The following is a 20,199-nucleotide window of genomic DNA, read 5'->3' on the forward strand; positions in this document are numbered from 1 at the left end:
CGCCTACCGAATTTGTAGGCGTTCTTGTCCAAACCATCACTGCTACGCCAAACTCCAATCACCTTTCTATCGTTTCCGTATAGCAGAGGCGATCGCCCAATCACAAGTATTCGTGGTTGTCTATAAAGAGCGCCAGGAATGCCTATCTTTTCGTCGTTTTCGTCCAACTTGTTAGTAAGAACTTTATACTCTTTCCCACCAACTAGTTCTTTATTTTCGTACCATCCTGCTAATTGTTGATTTTCGTAAGCAATCCAAATGCCTGCGGGTGAAGGAATACTTTTGGCTGCTGGGGTCTTTTCGTATAGCTTGTGTTCAGCAGAATCAAAGTCAAAAGCTGTCATAGTAGCTGCTGCCTTTCTTTAATGTTAGTTTTCGCAAAAAATAAGCGAAGCTTTAATTCTGAGTGGCGAATGGCACTGATTTTAAAATAGTGGTGGAAGAGAATTTTCTTCCACCAGCCTATTTACGCCGCTACCAACTCCTGACAAACCTGCGGCAGTTCAATCGGAGTCGTCCCTCTACGCAGTGCTTCTACAGCCTCTTTCGCACTCCAATATTGCACTCCATCGCCACAGCGCCAGTAGTAGGTCTTGGGGTCGTTTTCCCAGACTTCATCAGCGTTTCTGACCTTGAAGACAATTCCCAAGAACTTACCATCTAGATATACGTTGTGAGCCGTCTGAAAGTCAGTGCGTCCTACATAGGTCAGTCGATAGCCGTCTACTGGTTCGCACAAGTCTTCTGCACGAGTCCCGCGATACCCACAGTTACCGCACCCATGACCTTCGCAGTCTGGACAGATGGCAGCAGGCATATTCCACTTCGGCAGTGTAAAATCCCATTCAGCCGGTGGCATTAATATTCGAGCCTTGTGAGAGATATAACAACCAGCGTGACCGATTACCTTATCAGAATGGTATTGGACGCTTAACGATAGCCAATCACAATCACCTAACAAGCTAATTTTCTCAGAAGCTTGTTTTAATTCCTCATCTTCCTGGTGATTGCACTTTACTGGAGCAGAAAGACTCGCTTTTACCTCTGCAACAGCACGTTTGAAACACTCTTTGTGGTAACGAGCATAACCGTGGGTCATTTTTACCCACACGATATCATCCGAGTTTATCCAGATAGTTACTACATCTTCGGGCTTGCACTCTTTTGAGTAGTCCGACTGATTGACGATGGTTGCAATGATTTCGCGATCGCGTGTGGTTAACGGATCTTTTGTTGGCGCAGGGGCTGAAACTTGTGTAATCATTAGAAATACCTCTTGTTTGGGGTAAAAAGGCGATCGCAGACTTTCCAGGGACGGCGATCGCCTTTTGTTTTGCGTGAACAACGTTGTGGTTTACCGCAACGCTCTCAAAAAGATTCGGCGTAGCCTCATGTTTCTGAATTTCAGTTATTTTCTAGCAAGAATTCACAGCACAAGGCTCTAGAGAAGGTATTGAGTGGTTGCCCTAATTGCAGGATGAGTGGATTTATTGAGTGATTTTGAGTATCTCCCCCAGCCGACTTTACCTGGCGTACCTTGTGCTATACGACGGGAGGTTCTTGTTTCTCAAATCTATGTTTTGTGTTGATCAAATCTGGGTTTAGGGTGAGCGATTCTATATTTAGCTGGGAGGCAACCACTCGTTTCCTCCCTTATATAATCTATAGTAAAGTATGACTTGTCATTTTGTCAAGGGCCACTTGTCTTAATAGGGAATGATTTTTGGATGATTTTAGGTGAACCAAAAATGTCTTGCACATCTTCACCCAGAATATTACATATATATCGAAGCAGTTGGAAGGAGACAGTTTTTGAAGCTTTATCTCCAAAAGGACGTTCTATCATCGCTATATATTGCTTTGTCACTGGATAGTTAAATTTTTGAGTGACTTCATCGGCTAATTGTTGCATGGAGACTTTGCCACGCATTTCTCTTAAGCGTTCTCCATAAGCTGCATTCCAATTAATGCTGGCAATAACGTCCAATTCTACCATAATGAGTTCTCGGCAAGTCTCACTTGACTTTATCATACTATAACTGTTATATTCTGACTAGTTTGGGTTAAAGCAAAAAGCGATCGCCAGCCGTCAAGCACGCGATCGCCTTAACTACACCATTACAAAAGGGATAGTTATGTCTAACTTATTGAATTTTAACGGGTCAAACAACAGTACTCCTTTTGACGGTATTTATCACGTTGCTAACCAAGGAGAAGAATATTGGCTAGCAAGAGAGTTACAGCACTTCCGGCAGCTATGAGGTACATCCTCAAATCTGAAAGCTTTGATAGGAGAGGGCAAGGAGAAAAACTGTATTGCATAATAGCCGGAAGCGCTGTAATGGAACTACTGGGCTATTAAAAGCGGGGACGTTTTGTAGATACTATCGATCGGGCTAAGATTAGTTGTCAAAACACTGGTATAGCAGTACAAAACCTCCAACCAAACAAATATCATTCATAGGGGAAGCGAATAGCGGTAAAAATTGATTTTAACTTGGGAGTTAAGCCTTGTTGCTGTGCTTCTATGTAGCCTTGTAGGATTTCTGGTCGTAAATTTTCAGGATTTATGTCCCAAAGAGGATGTATGAGGATTATGGCTTCGCTATTAAAAGTATCGATACCTGCTAATAAACTACCGAAAGTCGTTTGCTCCAAACCCAGCCCTGAGAAGTAAGAATTAGCTGTACTGGATACCAAATCCACCCAGTAATCATAATTTAAATCAATTTGTGCATTGGGATTTAGTGCAAGACGCACCATATCGTAACCAAGTCGCCAGTCTAAAATCGAGTGGTAAGCCATATTACCAAACTCCCGCAAACATCGATGGCAAGATGTAGAACATTCTTCTTGATGTCCGTTAAAAAGTAATGGAATAGCAAAAGTTTGATTTGAAGAATGTTCGTCACCAAGAATAAAATGCAGGAGATTTTCAAAACGTTCTGGCTGCGCTAAGTATGAGCTATAACCCGCTCCATTTTCTAGGCTATCAGACAAAAATATCCGAGCGGATGGTGGGGCAAAAGGGCTGCTAAGGTCTGTAAAGGGCTGAATACCAACATCAAGCTCAGATTCTGCAACATCTAAGCTGACAGCAGCAGCCCGCCTAATAAGAAAACCAAATGAGTACCAAGCAGCCCTTGCCTCCGATAGTGCTGGATTTAAATTGAGTCCGGAACCGCTATTGGGGATGCCTGCAATTAATACATCGGTTGTGGAAATGGCAGCCAAAGCTCTAACAATTGGTTGGACAGAGGGATCGCGAACAGGCTCAGTAACCCTATCACGTTCTTCTCGTGATAAATCCAACAAAGCTTGTTCAAATGCTTCCCTAGTTATCCAAACGTGCTGGTTAGAGACTTTGAAAAATTCAAAGTCTCTGCCGTTGTTATCATTAATGCGATAAACCAAAGCTTGTGGAATACATCTAATATCAAAGTTTTGACGAGTTTCAAAACTATATTCGTCAGAAGGTGTACCTAAACGTGTCTTTAGTGCCCGTGGAGTAAATTCAAATGCTCCATCATACTCGGCGTTAATTGCCCACCATGTATTAAATCCTGGTGGTTCGCTAATATCAACCGTTCGGTATCCCTTTTCATCTCTGAGAGCCGAGCAATAGGGGCAACCCTCTTGTTCTGATGGATTATTGACTAAAGCTTGACATCGGCGACAAACGCCAACACGGATACCTTGTCCCAAAGGATTCGGTTGGAATACGGTTTTATTCCCAGAAGGTATGGGATCGATAATTCCTACTGCGGTAAGGAGCATATCATCTTTTACAGTCTGGGCACCTGGAGCGAATTGACTAATTGCAATATCTAATTCTCTGTCCACAACACCTGTTTTTGGAGGCCATTCCCCTGCTTCCGTTGTTGGGCGTTCATGGTACAGATAACGGGTGCGGGTAGGAAATCCAAACATGGGAAGAATGCCACGCGATGCTAAACGCTGACTTAAGGCTAAGTGTTGAAAGTCCGTAGAGTCATCAACAACTGTATCAATATCTTGTAGCAGTTTATTTCGGATGTAATCAACCATTTCTACTTCATTTATTGAAGTACGACGTAAAATTACTTTACAGATTTCTTCAATTTCCGATGGGTGATGTTGTATCCACTCTTCAATAATTGGTCTATGTTGTACCCACTGCAAAATCTTACCAAATTCACCGTGAACATTATCTTTTATGTATTCAATAAGGACATTTTGAAATGCTCTATGAAGAATTTCTTTGTTTATAACTCGCTTGGCAATTTCTTCACGCCTAACGTCTACGTAAGGTTTTGGTGGAGGTTCAGCAGTAATAAGTCGAGGGCGTTCAAAGTAGTAATCATCGTGACTACGCCCACGGCATAATGTTAAGGCAACAGACATCCCTAACCCGCGACGACGACCAGCCCTTCCCACACGTTGCTGATAGTTAAAACGAATTGGAGGCATATTTGCCATACCGATAGCTTGAAGTGAACCAATGTCAACTCCTGCCTCCATAGTGGTTGTGACACTTAAGAGATTAATCCTAGAAGGATCGGGTTGTTCGGATGGTTTAAAAACATCTTGGAAAAGGCGTTGTCGCACACGTCGAACACCAGGATCAGTTTGACCTGTGAGTTCTTCGGAATTAAGCGAAAATATTGGTTCGTTGGAACGCGCTAAATATTCGTAATAATCGCAATTTTCCAAGCCATTACTTAAGTTGTAAGTACCTGGAGTATTCGGCAAAGTACTGTTACAAGTGGTACAGATTCCTCCCGAACCATGTAGGTGAATCCGTCCGCATTGCCCGCAAGCGTAAATATCTATTTGGTTATTTTCGTTAGGACGTGGACTAAGAACCTGTAAAGATTGGGGAACGACTCGCCATTGATCTAAAACTGAATTAATGATGTTTAAAGTTGCTTGCTCTAATTCTTCTCGATTGTAGCCCCTGATTTCAGCCACGCGGGTAAGGTACTCATTAATGTAACCAGGAGGGTTATGTTGTCCGGGATAATTTGAGCCATTCCAACGTCGTCTTTGTACCAAAAGCCGGATAACGGAAGCAGCTACTTGCTCTTCTAAGCTAGAAGGTGGAGAATCGTCAATCCACAAAAAACCTAGCTTGAGAGACTCGAAATCACGAGCGCCACTAGCAAATAAAACAGCTTTTACAACCGACTCTAATAAAGCGGTTTCAATTTGTCTCATTGCATCTCGTTGTGTGGGCTGTAAATCTAGGTAACATCTTGGCGTTGAATTCCAATCAACTAAATCAGTCCACGAACGCTCATCATTATTAGAAAATTTATATTTTGCTAAGGAAGGACTTGAACCACCAGGGTTTAAACCAATTGAAAGTAACCCTTCTCTAACAGCGTCTAATAACAAATTAAATGGAAGGGAAATAAAGCCTCCAGCACTTGTCGGAGGTGTTAATGCTAGAGGTGGATTTCCTACGCCACCAGTAGATGCATAGCTAATCACGACACCTACTATTTCAGTAGGCAATAAATTACACAACTGTGAATAACGAGCCATGTTAGCATTAGCTGCATCTTGTATAATTTGCCTTTGCAAATTAAATAACTCCGAAGCTAACCTATATTGAGTCTGAGCCTGCAAATACTGTGCTTCTGATTCTTGTGCTTGACACAGAAGCCTTTCGTAAGCAATTTGGCGGACTGTATCAAGATAATGATCGCGTTTAATTCCTGTAGATAGTTTGGCAGCATCTTGACGGCTATCTGAAAATAAAACCAGCTTGCGACCTATTTCGGGTGACATTTGCCGCATTAAAGCATCAGATAATACTTGTACTACTCGTTGAAAACCAGAGCCAAGGTCACGAATCGAAGAACTGACTCGCCTACCACGCCAGTCAGCTTCACAATGAGGACATTTTGACGGAAAAGCGTTTGCCTCGTTTCTTGGTGCTATAAAAACATAGCCAGCAGTAGAACCACTTGAAGCAGCATTTGAAGAAGTAGGTAATGTTAAACGTCCTAACAGATGATCGACTAAGGCAGGTCTCCATTCATAACCCCTCTCGCTTTCTTCTTGCCACTGCCATCGTGGAATACGAATCTGGGTTTGTTTTATTAATGGTCTTCCGTTTGCGGGCCAAAATACCAAAAATTCTCCGAAGGTGCGGCTTAACGATGCTGCCTTATCTGGGACATTTTCAAGATAAGGGTAATCTGGAGATAAATACCAAGCACTTGATGAATCTTGGTCTTCACGTTTAAACCCACCAAGAAATACTTCGCCACATGATTGGCAGTAAAGAAGCTCAATAACTCTCGAATTACAGCAATCGCATCTTGGTCTAGGGTCTAAGAATAGTTTACCAACAGGCGGTGTTTGTTCTCCTGGTGAAGTTACCCCCGTTCGCCCAGAGCAATTAAGATTTACACAAGCCCAAATCCTGCCTGCATTATGGAAAAAGTAGTGCGAACGTAGAGGAAGAAGGGCTTCATTGTCAGAGTTTCTTGCTAAAACAATAGTTCGAGCTAATCCGCGAGCCGCAGCTTGTCCCCTTGACGATACATCGCCAAAAACCGCTTCTGCTAATTCTTTGACTGTCAATGGATATTGGCTGGCTGAGGTTTGTACAGCCCCAAACGCTTGGATATGATTTAATCCCTCAGTTAAAACTTGCCTTGGTGGAGCATCTACGTTAGGAAGATGAAGCGTATTCGCTAACATTGTTGCTGCTTCCTCAATAACCGCATCCTCATCATTATTTTGGCTTTGGTTAAGGATGTTGTCGATTTGTGCAAATGTCTCTTTGTAAGGTTCTAGTGGGTTTGGCTGATGTTCTGAGGTCGGGAAATTTTGTCGTTCCCCAGGAAGAATCGAAAATGTATTGCGATCGCGTCCAAAAAATTGTTCGAGATAATCGAGACTTTCTTCATCGTTCTCAATAGATGCACTAGTGGCAATAATTCGTAATTGTGGCGAATCCGGCTCCAAGCCAATCCGGTTGAGTAAAGCCCTCAAAAGATAACCAACCTCGGTTCCGGGTGTTCCTCGGTATGTGTGAAGTTCATCTATGACAAGATGGAAAATATGATGCTGCCGATCTTGCTCCAACCACTGCTTGGTTTGTTCAAATATGTCATTTTCAACACTACGCATCAGCATGATATTTAACATACTGTAGTTGGTAATTAGGATATCGGGAGCTTTATCCTGCATATCCCAACGAGACCACATTTCAGAACCATCAGGATTTTGAAAATAGTAAATTAGTTCCTCATCAGAAACTTGATCTGACCACTCATTATCCATTTCTAAAAGCTGTTTTTTAAGCTTTCCCTGCTTTTGAGAATTAACATGCCCATCCTTCATGCGTAATCCTGCTACAGGAGTCGCTCCGGTATATCGCCCAAACCAAAACCGATTTCCATTCATATTGTCTTCCCGCCACTGTTGAATATGCGGGTTATCGCAAGCTCGACGAATGCGGGTTAATTGGTCTTCAATAAGTGCGTTGAGTGGGTAAAGTAATAAAGCGCGGACAGCAGATGGTCTTTCTGGAGATTCATGCTGTCGTTGAGAAACCCATCGTTGCCTTGGTTGCCTCCACCATTTTTGTGAAGTACCATTTGAGGAACCCCATGCGGGTAATCCTGGGGTTAAATGCCCAAGTGCTTCTTCGGCTAGATAAGCAAAAATGGGAATTAAGTAACATTCGGTTTTTCCCGAACCCGTACCTGATGTAATGACTACTGCTCGTCCTTGCCGAGATAGTTCCCAAGCCTGAAACTGATGCTGATAAATTTGGCGCTGGGGAGAAAATAAACCCCCATTAATAAAGTTGGCAACGGCTGAATTAATCCCAAAATGTTGACAGGCTTCGGCAATAGTAAAACCTGAAGGTAAATAAGGCGCAATCGGTTCCAGTAGAGGTTCTCGCCATAGTTGACCATCTTGGTCAAGCATTGCTCTGCGTTCACTCATCAGGGCTTCATATCTAACCCGGAATGGGCTTTCTAGGTAACGCAGATAGGTTTGTCTAATTGAATCAAAAATTTTAAACGGATCGTTCATATACGTTTTCTGGCAGGGCGTTTAGTTAATTTAATTAACCCACCGGAGTCCTGGATGATTTTGTCCAATAGCAACTAGAAGCAAACCAGCTAAATCTGGTGAAATCTCGTTATAAACAATTTGCCCCTGAGCAATCTGGCTTGGTCTACCCGCACAAAAATAAGCAACACGAGCATACATTTCAGGTAGTGGACTTGATACATCGGTGGTTAATGTACGTTGAGTTTTATTGTATACCGCAACTTGAAGATAACGTAACGCGGCAGCCGCATAAATTGCCTCATGCTTTGGCATCCGCACTAATCTACCTTGTTGATTGTGGACAAAATAATGACAAGTATTATAGTAGCTGTATTCATATACTGTATGCTGTAATACACCATCAACCCATTTTCGAGATTGCCAATCGAATGACTGAGCTGACCATCCACCTAGCGGAGTTGCTTCCTCTGCGATTTCTAGTTGCTTGAGAATAGGGTTCAAGTCTTGGCTTAGACATTTTGCTTGTTGGGGAACAAAAGGAATACCAATAATGGCAGCTATTTGGCGAATACCCTCTTCTGTACCCCTAACACGTATTTCAGCTATTTTTTGAGATGTCGCATCGCTAATTATTTGACAATTTAAGGTTGCTGCAACATCGCACATCTGCGAAAGCAATTTCGGTGTTCGCCCTCCACATAGTACGGCGGTATTAGGACAATTAAGCAATCCTGCAAGTATTGGTGGACGAATCTTCCATCTTTGGGAACCATCAATAAAAAAATCTATATGACTAGCCTCGGACAATTGAAACCGGAGATTTCGACATAAATAGCTGATATCGACATCAAGATGTTCAAAAGAAGCAAGCTCTGTGACTGCTCTACGAAAAGTTATCCATGACCCCTCTTGCTGATGAGTTAGCCAGTAAAGCAATGTATCCCAACTCATCGTCATCGTTTATATCTCCTTTTTTGTTGTCGCTTGATTTCGCGTGCAGCTTGCATGTAACCTTTCCAAGCTACTTGTAAATTAGAAGCTTTTTCTTCGTCGTAAATCGATGCTAGTTTGGGACGACGAATAGCTGCGTTGTAAACCAGTGATGTCCAACGTTCTATTTCCGATGGAATTTGAGTCTTTGCTGTGGAGAATTTTAGCGTTCTAGGACGGGGTGGACTCTTTGTCAAACAGACAACTCTTGCTCCTGTACCTGACCCGAATTCTATAGCCCACACTGCCTGAAAAGAAGATTTGACTATTATTCCCTGTTGAGATTCATAGATTGCTGCTTGCGTTACCTCACCAGGATTTGCGCCTATGATTGTCCAATTACCTGGGGGGAGAGCTACATGAGAACCCGTGACACTGGTGCGGTAAAAATTTTGTCTTTCTCTATCAAAATTAATTTCAGGTTCAACAATCTCAATGTTTTTGCATACCGAACCAACTTCTATTCGATGAACTCCTGGATGCATCAAATGCGATAAGTCAACTAAAGTTCCATCTTCAGCAATAGTTATAGGTATACCATCAATTTTGGGTTGTTGACCTTCTTGTAAACCCGTAATCATTAAGCGGGGGGGCGCACCTAAAAGCCATGCCGACTTTTTGCCCAAACGTAGTCCTCCCGATAGCACTATATCTACAGCTGACTCTACGTAAAGTGATTCCAGTCCAGAAGGTATATTTGCTATAAACTTTTCAGCCTTTATGTCACGAAACAAACACCAACCATCAGGGAGTCGTTTATCATGTATGGGATTGGAGCTACGAGATGAAATTTCCTCAAAGTATTCTCTTGCATTTTTGGCTACATCCTCGTGTACCAGGACGTTGCAAGCGATGCCAGAGGGTAAGCTATGGCGAGAAACAAACCCTGTATAATCCGAACTGGGAGCAAGTGCGATCGCAGAACAACCCCCCCTCTGTAAAACAAATTGAATATTGTTAGATTTGGTACTCCAAGAAAAACCTTCATATAAATCTCGTCCCTTTTTTTCTCCAAGCGAAATCGGGTTGTACCATCCCTCTCCGCTCGACTCTAGGCATAATTCTTCAGAATTAAAAAAGGAAGGAAACGAATTTGGACATCTGGGAAGAAAAGAAAATTGTGGTTGTCGTCGCACAATATCGAGAAGAATCTCTACAGATGCACTTCTTCTACCGTATGAGTCATTTATCGCACCGTCCCACAGTTCTAGCTCGTTGTTAACCTGTGCAATTACAGCTCTGAGTCGCTTATCTGCAAGGGCTTTTTTTCCGGTAAGTGTGAAGTAGCAATTTCCCCATCTTAAAATATCTCCTTCTAACTTGTTGATTGGAGCTATCTGTCCAGGAGTATAACCAGCCCATGCAAAAAAATTTGGTAGCTTTTCAATATCAACTTGACGAAGAGGTACGTGGGTTAAAGGAAAGCTTATATATTTTTTTACTGTATTTACTTCTGGCATTGCCAAGAGCAACGATTTTTTCTGATGAAGCCATTTCTTTAGTAATTTCCAAAGCTTTTCAAACTCATCTGTATCAAAACCTTCAGGAAAATTCCTAACTATTTTACATCCAATAAGTTCTGCGAGTCTAGGGTAATAAGCTCTAGTGCTAACTTCTTCATCCGAATGCATTCGATAAGCAGCTAAAACACACAAAGCTAAAAAAGCAATATACTTTGGAAATCCGTTTTCATCATCTCCATGCAAGACACGAAATCCTGCTGAGTGTGAAAGTACCCTGTGGCGATATGCTGATGAAACTACATCAACAAAATCTTGTTCTGCTTCTTCAGGTGACAATGGAATTACTTGAATCTTCGCAAAAGCAGCAGCCAGACTTTTTGGAGATATCGTCAAGTAAATTTCTTGTTCATTGGAATTGTTAGAGAAAAAGTATTCTGCGATCGCACGATTCCAAAGACTATATTTTTGTGATGTAGAGAGCGCATTTAAGTGGCTCATGGAATAACGGTAGTACCCTTGCAATAAAAATAAGTGCTTATTTTTACATTTTATTTTGAAATAATACAGTGGTGGTTAAGTTTACACAAAAAACACGATAATTTTACATAATCTATTAAAGGTCAAAAAGAAATTCTGCTATGGCTTTAGTTACAAGTGGACAGACAGCATTAGCTAATTGCTGTTGCTTGTGTACTAATCCACCGTTAATGCTATCTATACTTCCAGCAAAACGGAACCAATCTGGAATTGATTGTAGTCGGGATGCTTCCCTCAAAGATAGACCTCGATGTTGTTGTGGGTGAATTAACATACTCTTGCGATAGTGTCCAATAGTAATAGATGGTTCATCCCAGCCAAGCCTTCGGTAGATGTTACTATGAGTTCTTTGAACATCACTGTAATTAGTGAGTTTGTCTTCAATATCCTGCCAATTTCCTCCAGGTGGTATCTGTTGATAGCGTTCAATTACATATTCAGAATGACGGGAAGTAATATGGTCTGTGATTAAACCAACAGATGCTCCTTCTCTCATAGCTTTTAAAAAAGGATTTGTGACAAGTTTTTGGTTCCTTAGCTCTTCATAAGCCATATTGTGTTCAAGACATCCGTTACCAATAGTAGGTAAATCTTGTATTGCATCTCGTACTGTTACATAAGGCTTGTCTTGACCCAGACCATGCGTAGGTAAAGGGAATGGCCCCCACTCACCGAAATCATCTTTTCTATAGCCCAAATCTTTATGTATGCCAAAAAAGAAAAAGCGGTTACGATGTTGTGGTACTCCATACCAAGCTGCATCTATAAGTTTTGGGAAAACAATATATCCAGCTTTGTGCATACGTTTAATGACCCAATCTACAACATTGATTTGAGTAGAATTTTGACCTGCTTTTGGTGTCCACAAGATACCCTGGACGTTTTCCATTAAAAAACAGCGAGGTTTTAATTTCTCAACATATTTGAAAAAAGTATCTACAAGTTGGTTATTAGGGTTTTCGCTATTCCCTGAATTCCGATTAGCGCTAGAAAAACCCTGACATGGTGGGCCACCAATTAATATATGGACATCGCCTAATTCGCTGCAACGACTTTCTGTAAATTTTTGTGCTTCCTTTGTACGTAGGTCAAGAGGCTCTATTTGTTCTGGAACGCAATCAACTCCAGATATCTGAGAGAGTTGACTAAAAGCCGCATGGTTATATTTAAGAGTCTCTACATAAACAGGATTAACCTCACCGCAAAAACCTATCTTATAGTGTTTATTTGGTTTGGTTGCCATTAAAAAACCAAGCCCCATTGCCCCTGCCCCCGCAAATAGTTCGACAACATTTAATCTATGTGATGAATCACCTAAAGTTTTTTGCAGGCTTATTCGTCTCGAAAGACTTTGTTCTTTAGTAGAAGTAAGATTTATATCTTGTTTGCAAGCTAAAGTTATATTAGAGCGAATGACTAATCCGGCATATTTTTCTTTTGTATTTCGTGAATATGAGCTTGATTTAGTGTCCAAAGCAGCTATTTTGCTCCGCTCTTTTTTTCTAAGGATTGTTCTGATCCATCGCACCCAACCTACTGTTTGTACTAAGTCTTTTAGCCCTAACTCCGAGGCTGAAGACAGAGCAAAAATTGTATTTGAACCAAATCCTGAGACACCACCTCTATAAGCCACAATTAGACGAGCAGAACTATTATCTGGTAAAAGTACGTTGGGTAATTCAGCTACGCTGTAATTTACAACTTGTCCCGTTGAATATTCTATAATCGGCTCTTCTTGCCACTCGATATCTGAATTTAATAATGATGCTGCAACAATTTCTTTTGAACTATTGTAGAGAGGATGATCAGCGCCTAAACGCACTTTAGTAGAAGGGCGAATTTGTAGTGTAAAACGAAAATTCCGCGATTGAATCCCTTGAATAAAGCGCTTCTTACATCCATACAAAGCACTCGCAACAACCATAGCTTCACTTCGTTGCGGCTTTAGACTATCAAGTAAATCTAATGCTACATCCACTTTCTGGTTTTGTTGCGATCCACTAGATAATTTTGCTGGGCAAAACTGCTCTGCGATTATTGTTGGTTCATTTTCATCAATATAGTGTAAGCGTACTTGCACAGGATGAGGCAAATTGTTTGATATACCAACTACAGGACGTAGCGCAGAAGTATTACTACTGTCCTCAATAAGTAAAATCTGGGACACAAAAAAGTCTCTAGAACAATTGGAGCTAAAATGCACAACTTTAGTATTATTAATCACACCCTTAAATATTTATAATGTTTTAGCTATTTGACATAATTTTCTGTATTCTATGTAAAATTATTATATTCTTTTGAATTAAATTTTACATATTTTTTAAAAGTATATTAGCTGTAATGCTAACTGCTCATACTCTGTATTAAGTATAAAAAACTTTATGTCTATATTTCCCAAAGGTAATTTCTACAACTACACGGGTGGCAGATAACCCTTGCTACTCTCAAAATTTTTTCTGCACCTGTGCTACAAGTACAACAGCACATTCACCACCACTGCTATCTACCATTTCAGCAATTGTTTCCCTTTGTTAACTGACCTATGGCATTGCTGGTAGGGATTGATATAGCACTGTGAGGATTGGTTTTTTTGAGAGATTGCCAAGCAAACAAGCAAACTATCTAGATATTTCATTTTCTGAGGTTCTATTTGGTTTTGTTCATTTATAGCCAGTTGCAGAGCCTTAACTGAACTCTGTTAAGCTGTGTATCAATTATGTAGAGCGATTCTACAGCACTCACGCTTACAACTGGCCTAGCACGGGACATCAGAAGCGGAAAGTTTTATCTTATCCCTCGTACAACTCCTTACAACTCCTTAACTGTCCAGTTGCGTTGCTAACTCTATTGAAACTGAAACCGAAAGCGAAAGACATTGGATGCCAAATTGCCAAAATTGTTTAGGGTGTTATCTTTTCCCCATATTCAGACTCCAGTACATTCAACAATTTCTCTTCCACAGCCGTTAGATAAGGTCGATTCAACTTACCCAACGACTGCAACAAATTTTTGACTGTTTCTTCCAGTGAATCAGAATACACCCGATTGATGCGATCGCTCAAGGACTTCAACCCGGATTTCTCACCGATGCTCAAAGCCTGTGCTTGTGCAGGGGAGCAGGGGAGCAGAGGAGAGTTATTGTACAAGTTCTTTCCCCTCTGCCCCTTTCCTCAAGCTTGTGAGAAATGCGGGTTGCACTGAAAGCCTTGGTGCAACCTGTGTTAAACAAGGAGGGTTAAACGAAGTCGCTAAGAAGATGAGAAGGTAACTTAGCTTATATTTAATCTCAATTATCAGAATTTTCTACTGTGCGTTTATCTGCTTATACCCAAGTAATTCAGCAGTTGTTACTTCTACTTATTCACACGGGAGCAAACTGATCACGTCCAATGTGAACTTCCCACTCCACAACTCTAGCAGAGTCCGCTAGCATCCCATCTCGCACACGAGGACTACTGTTTACTACAGCTTGAGCCTGTTCAAGATTATCCGCCTGGATTACCCAAAGCCCAGTTCCATCATGGGGAGAAAACGGGCCACAGCACAGTAGTGTTCCTTTCTCATGTTGCTCATTAAACCAAGCGAGTTGATTTTGGTCATGCTCTGGGTGAGCCAATTTATAATCGTAATACTCTGGAACGGTTGCAACCACAACGGCAAAAAGTTTAGACATAATGCTCTGGTTGGTGATTTGAGATAATTTTCAAATTGTATGACCCAAGAAATACTTCTGTGTTATGAAATAGCGACTGTATGAACGCTAGTGTAGGTTCAAAGATCCGGTTAACTCTGCCCTAATCTACAATCCCATATTCTTGTTCAATAAAACCTAATAATTTTTCCTCAACCTCGCTCAAATACGGGCTCTTCAACTCTCCCAAACACTTCAAAACTGCCTCTGCTGGTGCTTCTAACTTACCACTGTCTACACCTTGGACGCAGACTCTTTCTTTGTAGCATCGATAACAATTATATTTTCTGCATTCTCTTGATTAATCTTTTTCAGAATTCTTGCAACCTTCGTTATCTCTTGCTGTGTGTAACAAAGAATAACCTTTATGTCACTGATAGATCTGGATGCCTTCTTGTATATCTCGGTCTGATTGAGTAGATTCTTTTGGAGAGATGAGGAACTCCCTAACTTAAATTCGATGATAGTGGAGTCCCTGTCACCGCGTGATATCTTGTAGTCTGCTGGTCCACGACCATTATTAACCTCCGAATTCACATCCATCGGAGACGCAAACCAAGTTAAACGGAAAATTCTTTGGATAGTGTCTTCCGACGCTATTGGCTTGCCATTTTTGTAAAATATCCTGTAACCGTCATTATCTTCTATCACCTGCTTCAAAAACTGGGCACGCTGCAAGGCTGACTGATAGCTATTTGGCAAAATCTGATAGAAGGTGCTATGTTCAACAATGTGCTTACACAAAACGTTCAGCGTCGAAATTAGATCCGTGCGAAGCTTTGTAACCTTTTCAGAGGAAAGTGCCGCAGCCTTGTCTCGATTTTCTTCTTGATACTGTATGTAGTAGTCGAGAATTTCTGGATACCTCTTGACTGTTGCATCAATTGCCAGTTTGATCTCATCTTTTTTTGGATTCTTTGGGAGTCTTTCTTGAAAATAACGGTTGATCGCATCTCTGAGAGCAGAGTTATCTAGTGCGTTTGTTATTTGCCTGAATTTACTCGTAAAGTCACCATGACATATAAAAGCATCATCTTTTGTAAGAATATCCATAGGAGTAAGAATAAGGAAGTCTCCGTCATTGTCACCTTTGAAGAAGTATGGTAATTCAAAAGTTTTCGGCTTCCATATCATCAGATTGGAATCAAAAGAGCAACGAACTGAGAATATCTTTCGCTTACCATTCTGCAAATGCAACCTCGCAAATTCCTGCGTATACTCAAGTAGATGCTCTAACATTAAGTTAGTGGTGAAATCACTTATGAAGTCTCTCCCAATACCTGTACCTACTAGTGTGAGCTTCTCTATATGGGATGAAGTTGTAATATCTTCATTACCAAAGTTGGCATAGAACCCATTGAATGCTGTGATAAGATTTCGAGCAAACTTCGGTCCCAGACCTTTTCCATTGTTCCCCCATTTGCATAAGCCCAGCCAGTTTTGTTTGACTTCCGGGAATTGGAAAAGATTTAAGCCAGATTGAGGATTGCCTATAGCTATTTGTTTAAGATTTATCAGGTGTCCAACAATCTTATCATGCAAGGCTTGATACTCGGCTCTGTCTGAGGCAAAGAGTAGAAAAGGATCAATGAACAGCGGTAGATCGGACTCAATACAGATATTTAGCGCGCCATACTCGTCCAAAATGGATTCATCGATTTCAAAATAATCCGAGAACAGTAACTGGCTATTCATGATCTGGTCTATGAGGTCTAACTATTTATTATACGGAAGGTTTCCGTATAACACCCCTGTTAAGGGTATTAAACAGAATACAAAAAATTAGGATGCTGTTAGCAGAGTGTAACGCAACATTAATTAGTGCAAGCGATCTCTATTTGCGATTTAATACTCAGCCCTTATTTACTTTAATTCAAATTCTATCTATTGAAATTCCTAAGTAAGGATTCAGGTCTGATATTTAGGAAGTAGGGATAGGCGAGACAGATAATGATTAGAATTAGCCAGCAGTGCTTGTGCAAAAAAATCAATCACAGACCTACCTTGGCGACGACAGGTTTGTACGGCCGTCAACAGATGGGCAGTATGTTTAAACCTGTCCATTGAACGGGAACCACCACTAACATGAGCGTTTCGTCACAGCCAAACGCAGCGATCGTTCGGACTGATTGTTATTAGGAGGGATTTCAGGATTGTCAAGAAAATACCACCATTGACTTGCTTTATCACGCAAAGAATGTAAAAGGTGGCCAGCTGTAGCTCCTGCTTTGTCAATCCACTGATTGAGCGAGGAGTGCAACTTGGATTTGAATTGATTGACCCAATCGTGTAAGACTTCAGGTAAGGACATTGCCTAAGCCTATGTGTTATGCTAAACCCTTTTGAAGCAATGGAGGATTTTGACTTGTCAGATAGCTTGTTTAGCGCATTACGTAAATATCCCAAAAGCCAAGAACTTGACCCGATTGAAAATTTCATTACTGAAGGGTTCGCTTGGTTATTAAGAAATAAAGCAGGGCTTTCTCATAATTTTTTAAATTATTTAGCTACTAGACTACCAGAGTCTCTTACTTTAACCCATGATTTATTACCGGAATGGAAAACACAACATACTTTTCCCGGTGGACAAATAGATATGTTAGCAGATTTTGGACAATTTGCTTTCATATTTGAACATAAGATATGGTCAAGTTTGAGTCCAGGGCAACTAGATAAATATCGTGAATATGCCTCATCAAACTCAAAGTGGTCACAAGGATTTTCGTTAATTTTGATAACTGGATTAACTCGTCAGCATGAACAAAATCCAGATTTAGCTCTTACTTGGAGTGATATTTATAATTTTTTAAAATATTGGCTAGAAAAACAATCAGATGATCATCTGGTTCGTGACTTCATGGATATGCTTTCTCAAGAAAATCTCGGGCCAGCAGCACCAGTTTCTTATGAAAGTATAGTCTCTTTTTTACCTGCTCAATCACTGTTACCTAACTTAAAAAGAGTAACATTAGTTGCTGCTGAGGCAAAAAACTGGATTTGGGTATCAAAAAGAATTGGATTTAATCAAGAAGCGTCCATCCCGTGTGTACCAGTAAAATACCAGTGGGGGCGATTGGGAATAGATATTTTAGATAGTTGGTTTCCAGGTATATTCATTGGTACTCTTTTTGATGGTTTGGATCATCGTGTACAACTTTTAAATTCCCATTTAGGACCGAATTTTTGTTTAATTTTATCTTTCCATATAGATATGTGGAAGAACTTTGAAGGAGATTTTTTTAATTCTGTTGAATACACTGAACTCCGGTCACGATTAAAAAATAATTCTGGTAAATGGGATTTTTGTGATCACCGATTTGAAGCAATTAAAGCAAATCCTTGGCATCATCTTCATCTAAGGCAATCTTTAACTGAAGTATTGCGAGGTAGCATAACATTTGAAGAGCAAGTTGAAAGATTCATTTTACAGGGTCGTGAAGTAATTGAATTATTGCTTGCTGGTGGTGAACTAGAAGCTTTGACAAAGAGACTTCATCCTATTGCTAGAAATAGTGATTTACCTTCTATCTCTTTATCTTCGTTGACCTCAAGCACTGATATAATAAATCAACATTTTTAGCCACTAAAACTGCCAGCAGCATTATCAATCCCATATTCTTTTTCAATCACACTCAACAACTTCTCCTCCACCGCAGTCAAATACGGGCGCTTCAGTTCCCCCAGATGCTTCAGCACAGCATGGGCAGCTTCTTCCAAGTTCTCGTTTTTCCGTAATCTATGAATGCGATCGCAAATTACCTGCATCTGCTGACATTCCGACTCCAAGTAATTGAGCGACTTTAAGTGGTCAATTCTCACGGTGTACTGGCCATCCCACATTGTGATTGTACAACTGAACTCACCGACATGGCTAACGATGCACCAACAGCCTCCTTTCCCCCTGAGTTCGGGATTGTCTTTTGCAAGGATTTGACAAACTTCGCCAAGGTGGTAAGGATTAGGGGCTTTAGTACGCTCCAGAATTCGCTCAATCACATCTTTGACAACACGGCCAGTTGGCACTTTGCCATCAGCTTGTTGCACTGCCGCTTGCCACACCTGCCATTGCTCTTGAGGTTCTAGCTTCGTCATTGGTCGAACTTGACCTTCACTGGTAGGTAAGATTTGTGATCCATTTGTTGTCAAATCCTTAATCCCCAAATTTTGACAACAAATTGTTGTCAAATTTTCGTACACATCAGCTGCTGCAATCAAGTAGTTCGACTTTTGGCGACTGTGACCAAAGCGATCTCGGCAATAATCTTCAAATGTGCGGTGCGTGGAACGGTAAAGTCGGCGATCGCGCAATTCTGCCAGCGCCTTTCCCGCCTCAAAAAACGCTCTTTCCACACGGCGCTCTAGATGCAGGCGATCACGCTGTTCTTCCTCTGTCAATTCTGGAATTTCAACAGAGGTAACAGTTATGTCTGCTGAAACCGGATCTTCCTCGTTTGACATATTGATTAACGCCGTTTCCACTCTATGAAGCAAATCGACATTAAGTTGCAACTCGGTTGAGCTAATCTTGCTTAATACATATTCCGTAACTATCAGCAGTTATGGCTAATCCGTACTGGGAAACGGATTTACCAAGCGCCAAAAGCAAGGAATGGTAGCTTGAAGTTCATTGCAACGTAATAAATACTTAAGATGACAGAAGCGATCATCCCTTCAAGAGAAGCAAAAAAGTAGCAGTTAAAAGGCTTATTTCATTCGAGAGCATTAGCTGATTCCTTTACTGCCGTCATCAGTTCATCAAAACTGCATTCGTACAGTTTCATGAGTTCGCTGAACTGATCAATTCGTAGTTTTGGAATAGTTTTCCCATACTCCCAGTTACGAACGGTAGATTCTGCTATACCTACACGGCTAGCAACATCTACTGTTCTTAGTCCTTTTCTTTCTCTTAGCTGCTTCATATTCATTACCTAAGTTTACCAAGAGTGTATTATATCTCATTAAATTATCTAGTTAGTAAACTTAGTTAAAATATTCCGTTGTGCTATTGACAAGCGCTAACGGGTTAGCAAATAATAACAATATAGAGAAGCGCCCTGGACTCGCAATCTCAAGCGCTTCTCTTGCCCTAAATTTAAAGGCTCATCAATTATGACTTACGCCATTTACACTTTTCAACAGCTGAAACTGAAATCGATTGCCCGTCTCAAGCAAATCTACAGCGAAATCGGCTGCACAGTTGAAGTAAGCGACAAACGCTGTAAGGATTCTTGGATTACTGCGATCGCTGAATATCAAACCAGCAAGGTTCAGAAACTCACCTTCGCTGCCCCCGACGAACAAGCCGCAGCCCAAGCCGAATTCGACAGCTACATCACCGACCAAGCCCAAGCCGTAGCTCCCGAACCCCTCAGAATAGTCGAAATCTCGTTTGACCATCATGAATATTACGCTGATGACAAACTGGTAGCCAGCATCAGCCATGACGACAACCACCTAACCCAACGCTGGGTAGTCATGGTTAACGATAAAGAAATA

Annotated in this window: 14 protein-coding genes and 2 pseudogenes; 3 read left to right on the forward strand and 13 right to left on the reverse strand. The window is 41.1% G+C overall.

Going from position 1 to position 20,199, the window contains the following annotated elements; translation table 11 throughout:
- The 3 genes from CDG77_RS27500 to CDG77_RS27510 form a co-directional block, all read right to left on the reverse strand.
- Positions 1 to 344, reverse strand: a 344-nt coding sequence (locus CDG77_RS27500; protein ID WP_143857100.1) for a hypothetical protein, incomplete at its 3' end; no start/stop codon positions are given.
- A gap of 122 nt (positions 345 to 466) precedes the next feature.
- Positions 467 to 1,264, reverse strand: a complete 798-nt coding sequence (locus CDG77_RS27505; RefSeq protein WP_094332456.1) for a hypothetical protein — start codon at positions 1,262 to 1,264, stop codon at positions 467 to 469.
- A gap of 426 nt (positions 1,265 to 1,690) precedes the next feature.
- Positions 1,691 to 1,996 carry a helix-turn-helix transcriptional regulator gene (locus CDG77_RS27510; RefSeq protein ID WP_223270000.1) on the reverse strand — a complete coding sequence of 102 codons (306 nt, stop codon included), beginning with the start codon at positions 1,994 to 1,996 and terminating at the stop codon, positions 1,691 to 1,693.
- A gap of 139 nt (positions 1,997 to 2,135) precedes the next feature.
- On the opposite strand from CDG77_RS27510, the gene CDG77_RS38685 reads away from it, so the two are divergent.
- On the forward strand, positions 2,136 to 2,261 hold the full coding sequence (locus CDG77_RS38685) for a hypothetical protein (protein WP_262985179.1): 126 nt from the start codon (positions 2,136 to 2,138) through the stop codon (positions 2,259 to 2,261).
- A gap of 193 nt (positions 2,262 to 2,454) precedes the next feature.
- Here CDG77_RS38685 and CDG77_RS27515 read toward each other — a convergent pair whose 3' ends face one another.
- The 8 genes and pseudogenes from CDG77_RS27515 to CDG77_RS27550 form a co-directional block, all read right to left on the reverse strand.
- Positions 2,455 to 8,040 (reverse strand): DEAD/DEAH box helicase, encoded by a 5,586-nt coding sequence (locus tag CDG77_RS27515; RefSeq protein WP_094332458.1) that lies wholly within the window; start codon positions 8,038 to 8,040, stop codon positions 2,455 to 2,457.
- A gap of 30 nt (positions 8,041 to 8,070) precedes the next feature.
- Positions 8,071 to 8,979 carry a hypothetical protein gene (locus tag CDG77_RS27520; protein ID WP_143857101.1) on the reverse strand — a complete coding sequence of 303 codons (909 nt, stop codon included), beginning with the start codon at positions 8,977 to 8,979 and terminating at the stop codon, positions 8,071 to 8,073.
- On the reverse strand, positions 8,976 to 10,973 hold the full coding sequence (locus CDG77_RS27525; RefSeq protein ID WP_094332460.1) for a hypothetical protein: 1,998 nt from the start codon (positions 10,971 to 10,973) through the stop codon (positions 8,976 to 8,978). Before CDG77_RS27525 ends, CDG77_RS27520 begins: the two co-directional genes overlap by 4 nt.
- Positions 10,974 to 11,088: 115 nt before the next feature.
- Positions 11,089 to 13,236, reverse strand: a complete 2,148-nt coding sequence (dcm, locus tag CDG77_RS27530; protein ID WP_094332461.1) for a DNA (cytosine-5-)-methyltransferase — start codon at positions 13,234 to 13,236, stop codon at positions 11,089 to 11,091.
- A 676-nt stretch (positions 13,237 to 13,912) separates the two neighbouring features.
- Complete coding sequence (locus CDG77_RS27535) at positions 13,913 to 14,158, reverse strand: hypothetical protein (protein ID WP_094332462.1); 246 nt, start codon at positions 14,156 to 14,158, stop codon at positions 13,913 to 13,915.
- 215 nt (positions 14,159 to 14,373) lie between these two features.
- Entirely contained in the window at positions 14,374 to 14,685 is a 312-nt protein-coding gene (locus CDG77_RS27540) for a YciI family protein (RefSeq protein WP_094332463.1), read from the reverse strand.
- Positions 14,686 to 14,937: 252 nt separating this feature from the next.
- Positions 14,938 to 16,398 carry a hypothetical protein gene (locus tag CDG77_RS27545; RefSeq protein ID WP_094332464.1) on the reverse strand — a complete coding sequence of 487 codons (1,461 nt, stop codon included), beginning with the start codon at positions 16,396 to 16,398 and terminating at the stop codon, positions 14,938 to 14,940.
- 213 nt (positions 16,399 to 16,611) lie between these two features.
- A pseudogene (locus CDG77_RS27550) lies at positions 16,612 to 16,993 on the reverse strand (IS66 family transposase); the annotation flags it as partial.
- A gap of 39 nt (positions 16,994 to 17,032) precedes the next feature.
- Between CDG77_RS27550 and CDG77_RS27555 the strand changes: the two are divergent.
- Positions 17,033 to 18,283 (forward strand): PD-(D/E)XK nuclease family protein, encoded by a 1,251-nt coding sequence (locus CDG77_RS27555; RefSeq protein ID WP_094332465.1) that lies wholly within the window; start codon positions 17,033 to 17,035, stop codon positions 18,281 to 18,283.
- Here CDG77_RS27555 and CDG77_RS27560 read toward each other — a convergent pair.
- Together CDG77_RS27560 and CDG77_RS27565 are read right to left on the reverse strand one after the other, a co-directional pair.
- A complete protein-coding gene (locus tag CDG77_RS27560; RefSeq protein ID WP_094332466.1) occupies positions 18,280 to 19,161 on the reverse strand; it encodes a hypothetical protein in 882 nt (293 codons plus the stop codon). The genes CDG77_RS27555 and CDG77_RS27560 overlap by 4 nt on opposite strands.
- 251 nt (positions 19,162 to 19,412) lie before the next feature.
- Positions 19,413 to 19,622, reverse strand: coding sequence for a helix-turn-helix transcriptional regulator (locus CDG77_RS27565; protein WP_306422112.1), 210 nt, complete (start codon positions 19,620 to 19,622; stop codon positions 19,413 to 19,415).
- Positions 19,623 to 19,812: 190 nt separating this feature from the next.
- Here CDG77_RS27565 and CDG77_RS27570 point away from each other — a divergent pair.
- Positions 19,813 to 20,199: pseudogene (locus tag CDG77_RS27570) on the forward strand (hypothetical protein); the annotation flags it as partial.

Source organism: Nostoc sp. 'Peltigera membranacea cyanobiont' 213 (assembly GCF_002245975.1).
Taxonomy (GTDB): domain Bacteria; phylum Cyanobacteriota; class Cyanobacteriia; order Cyanobacteriales; family Nostocaceae; genus Nostoc.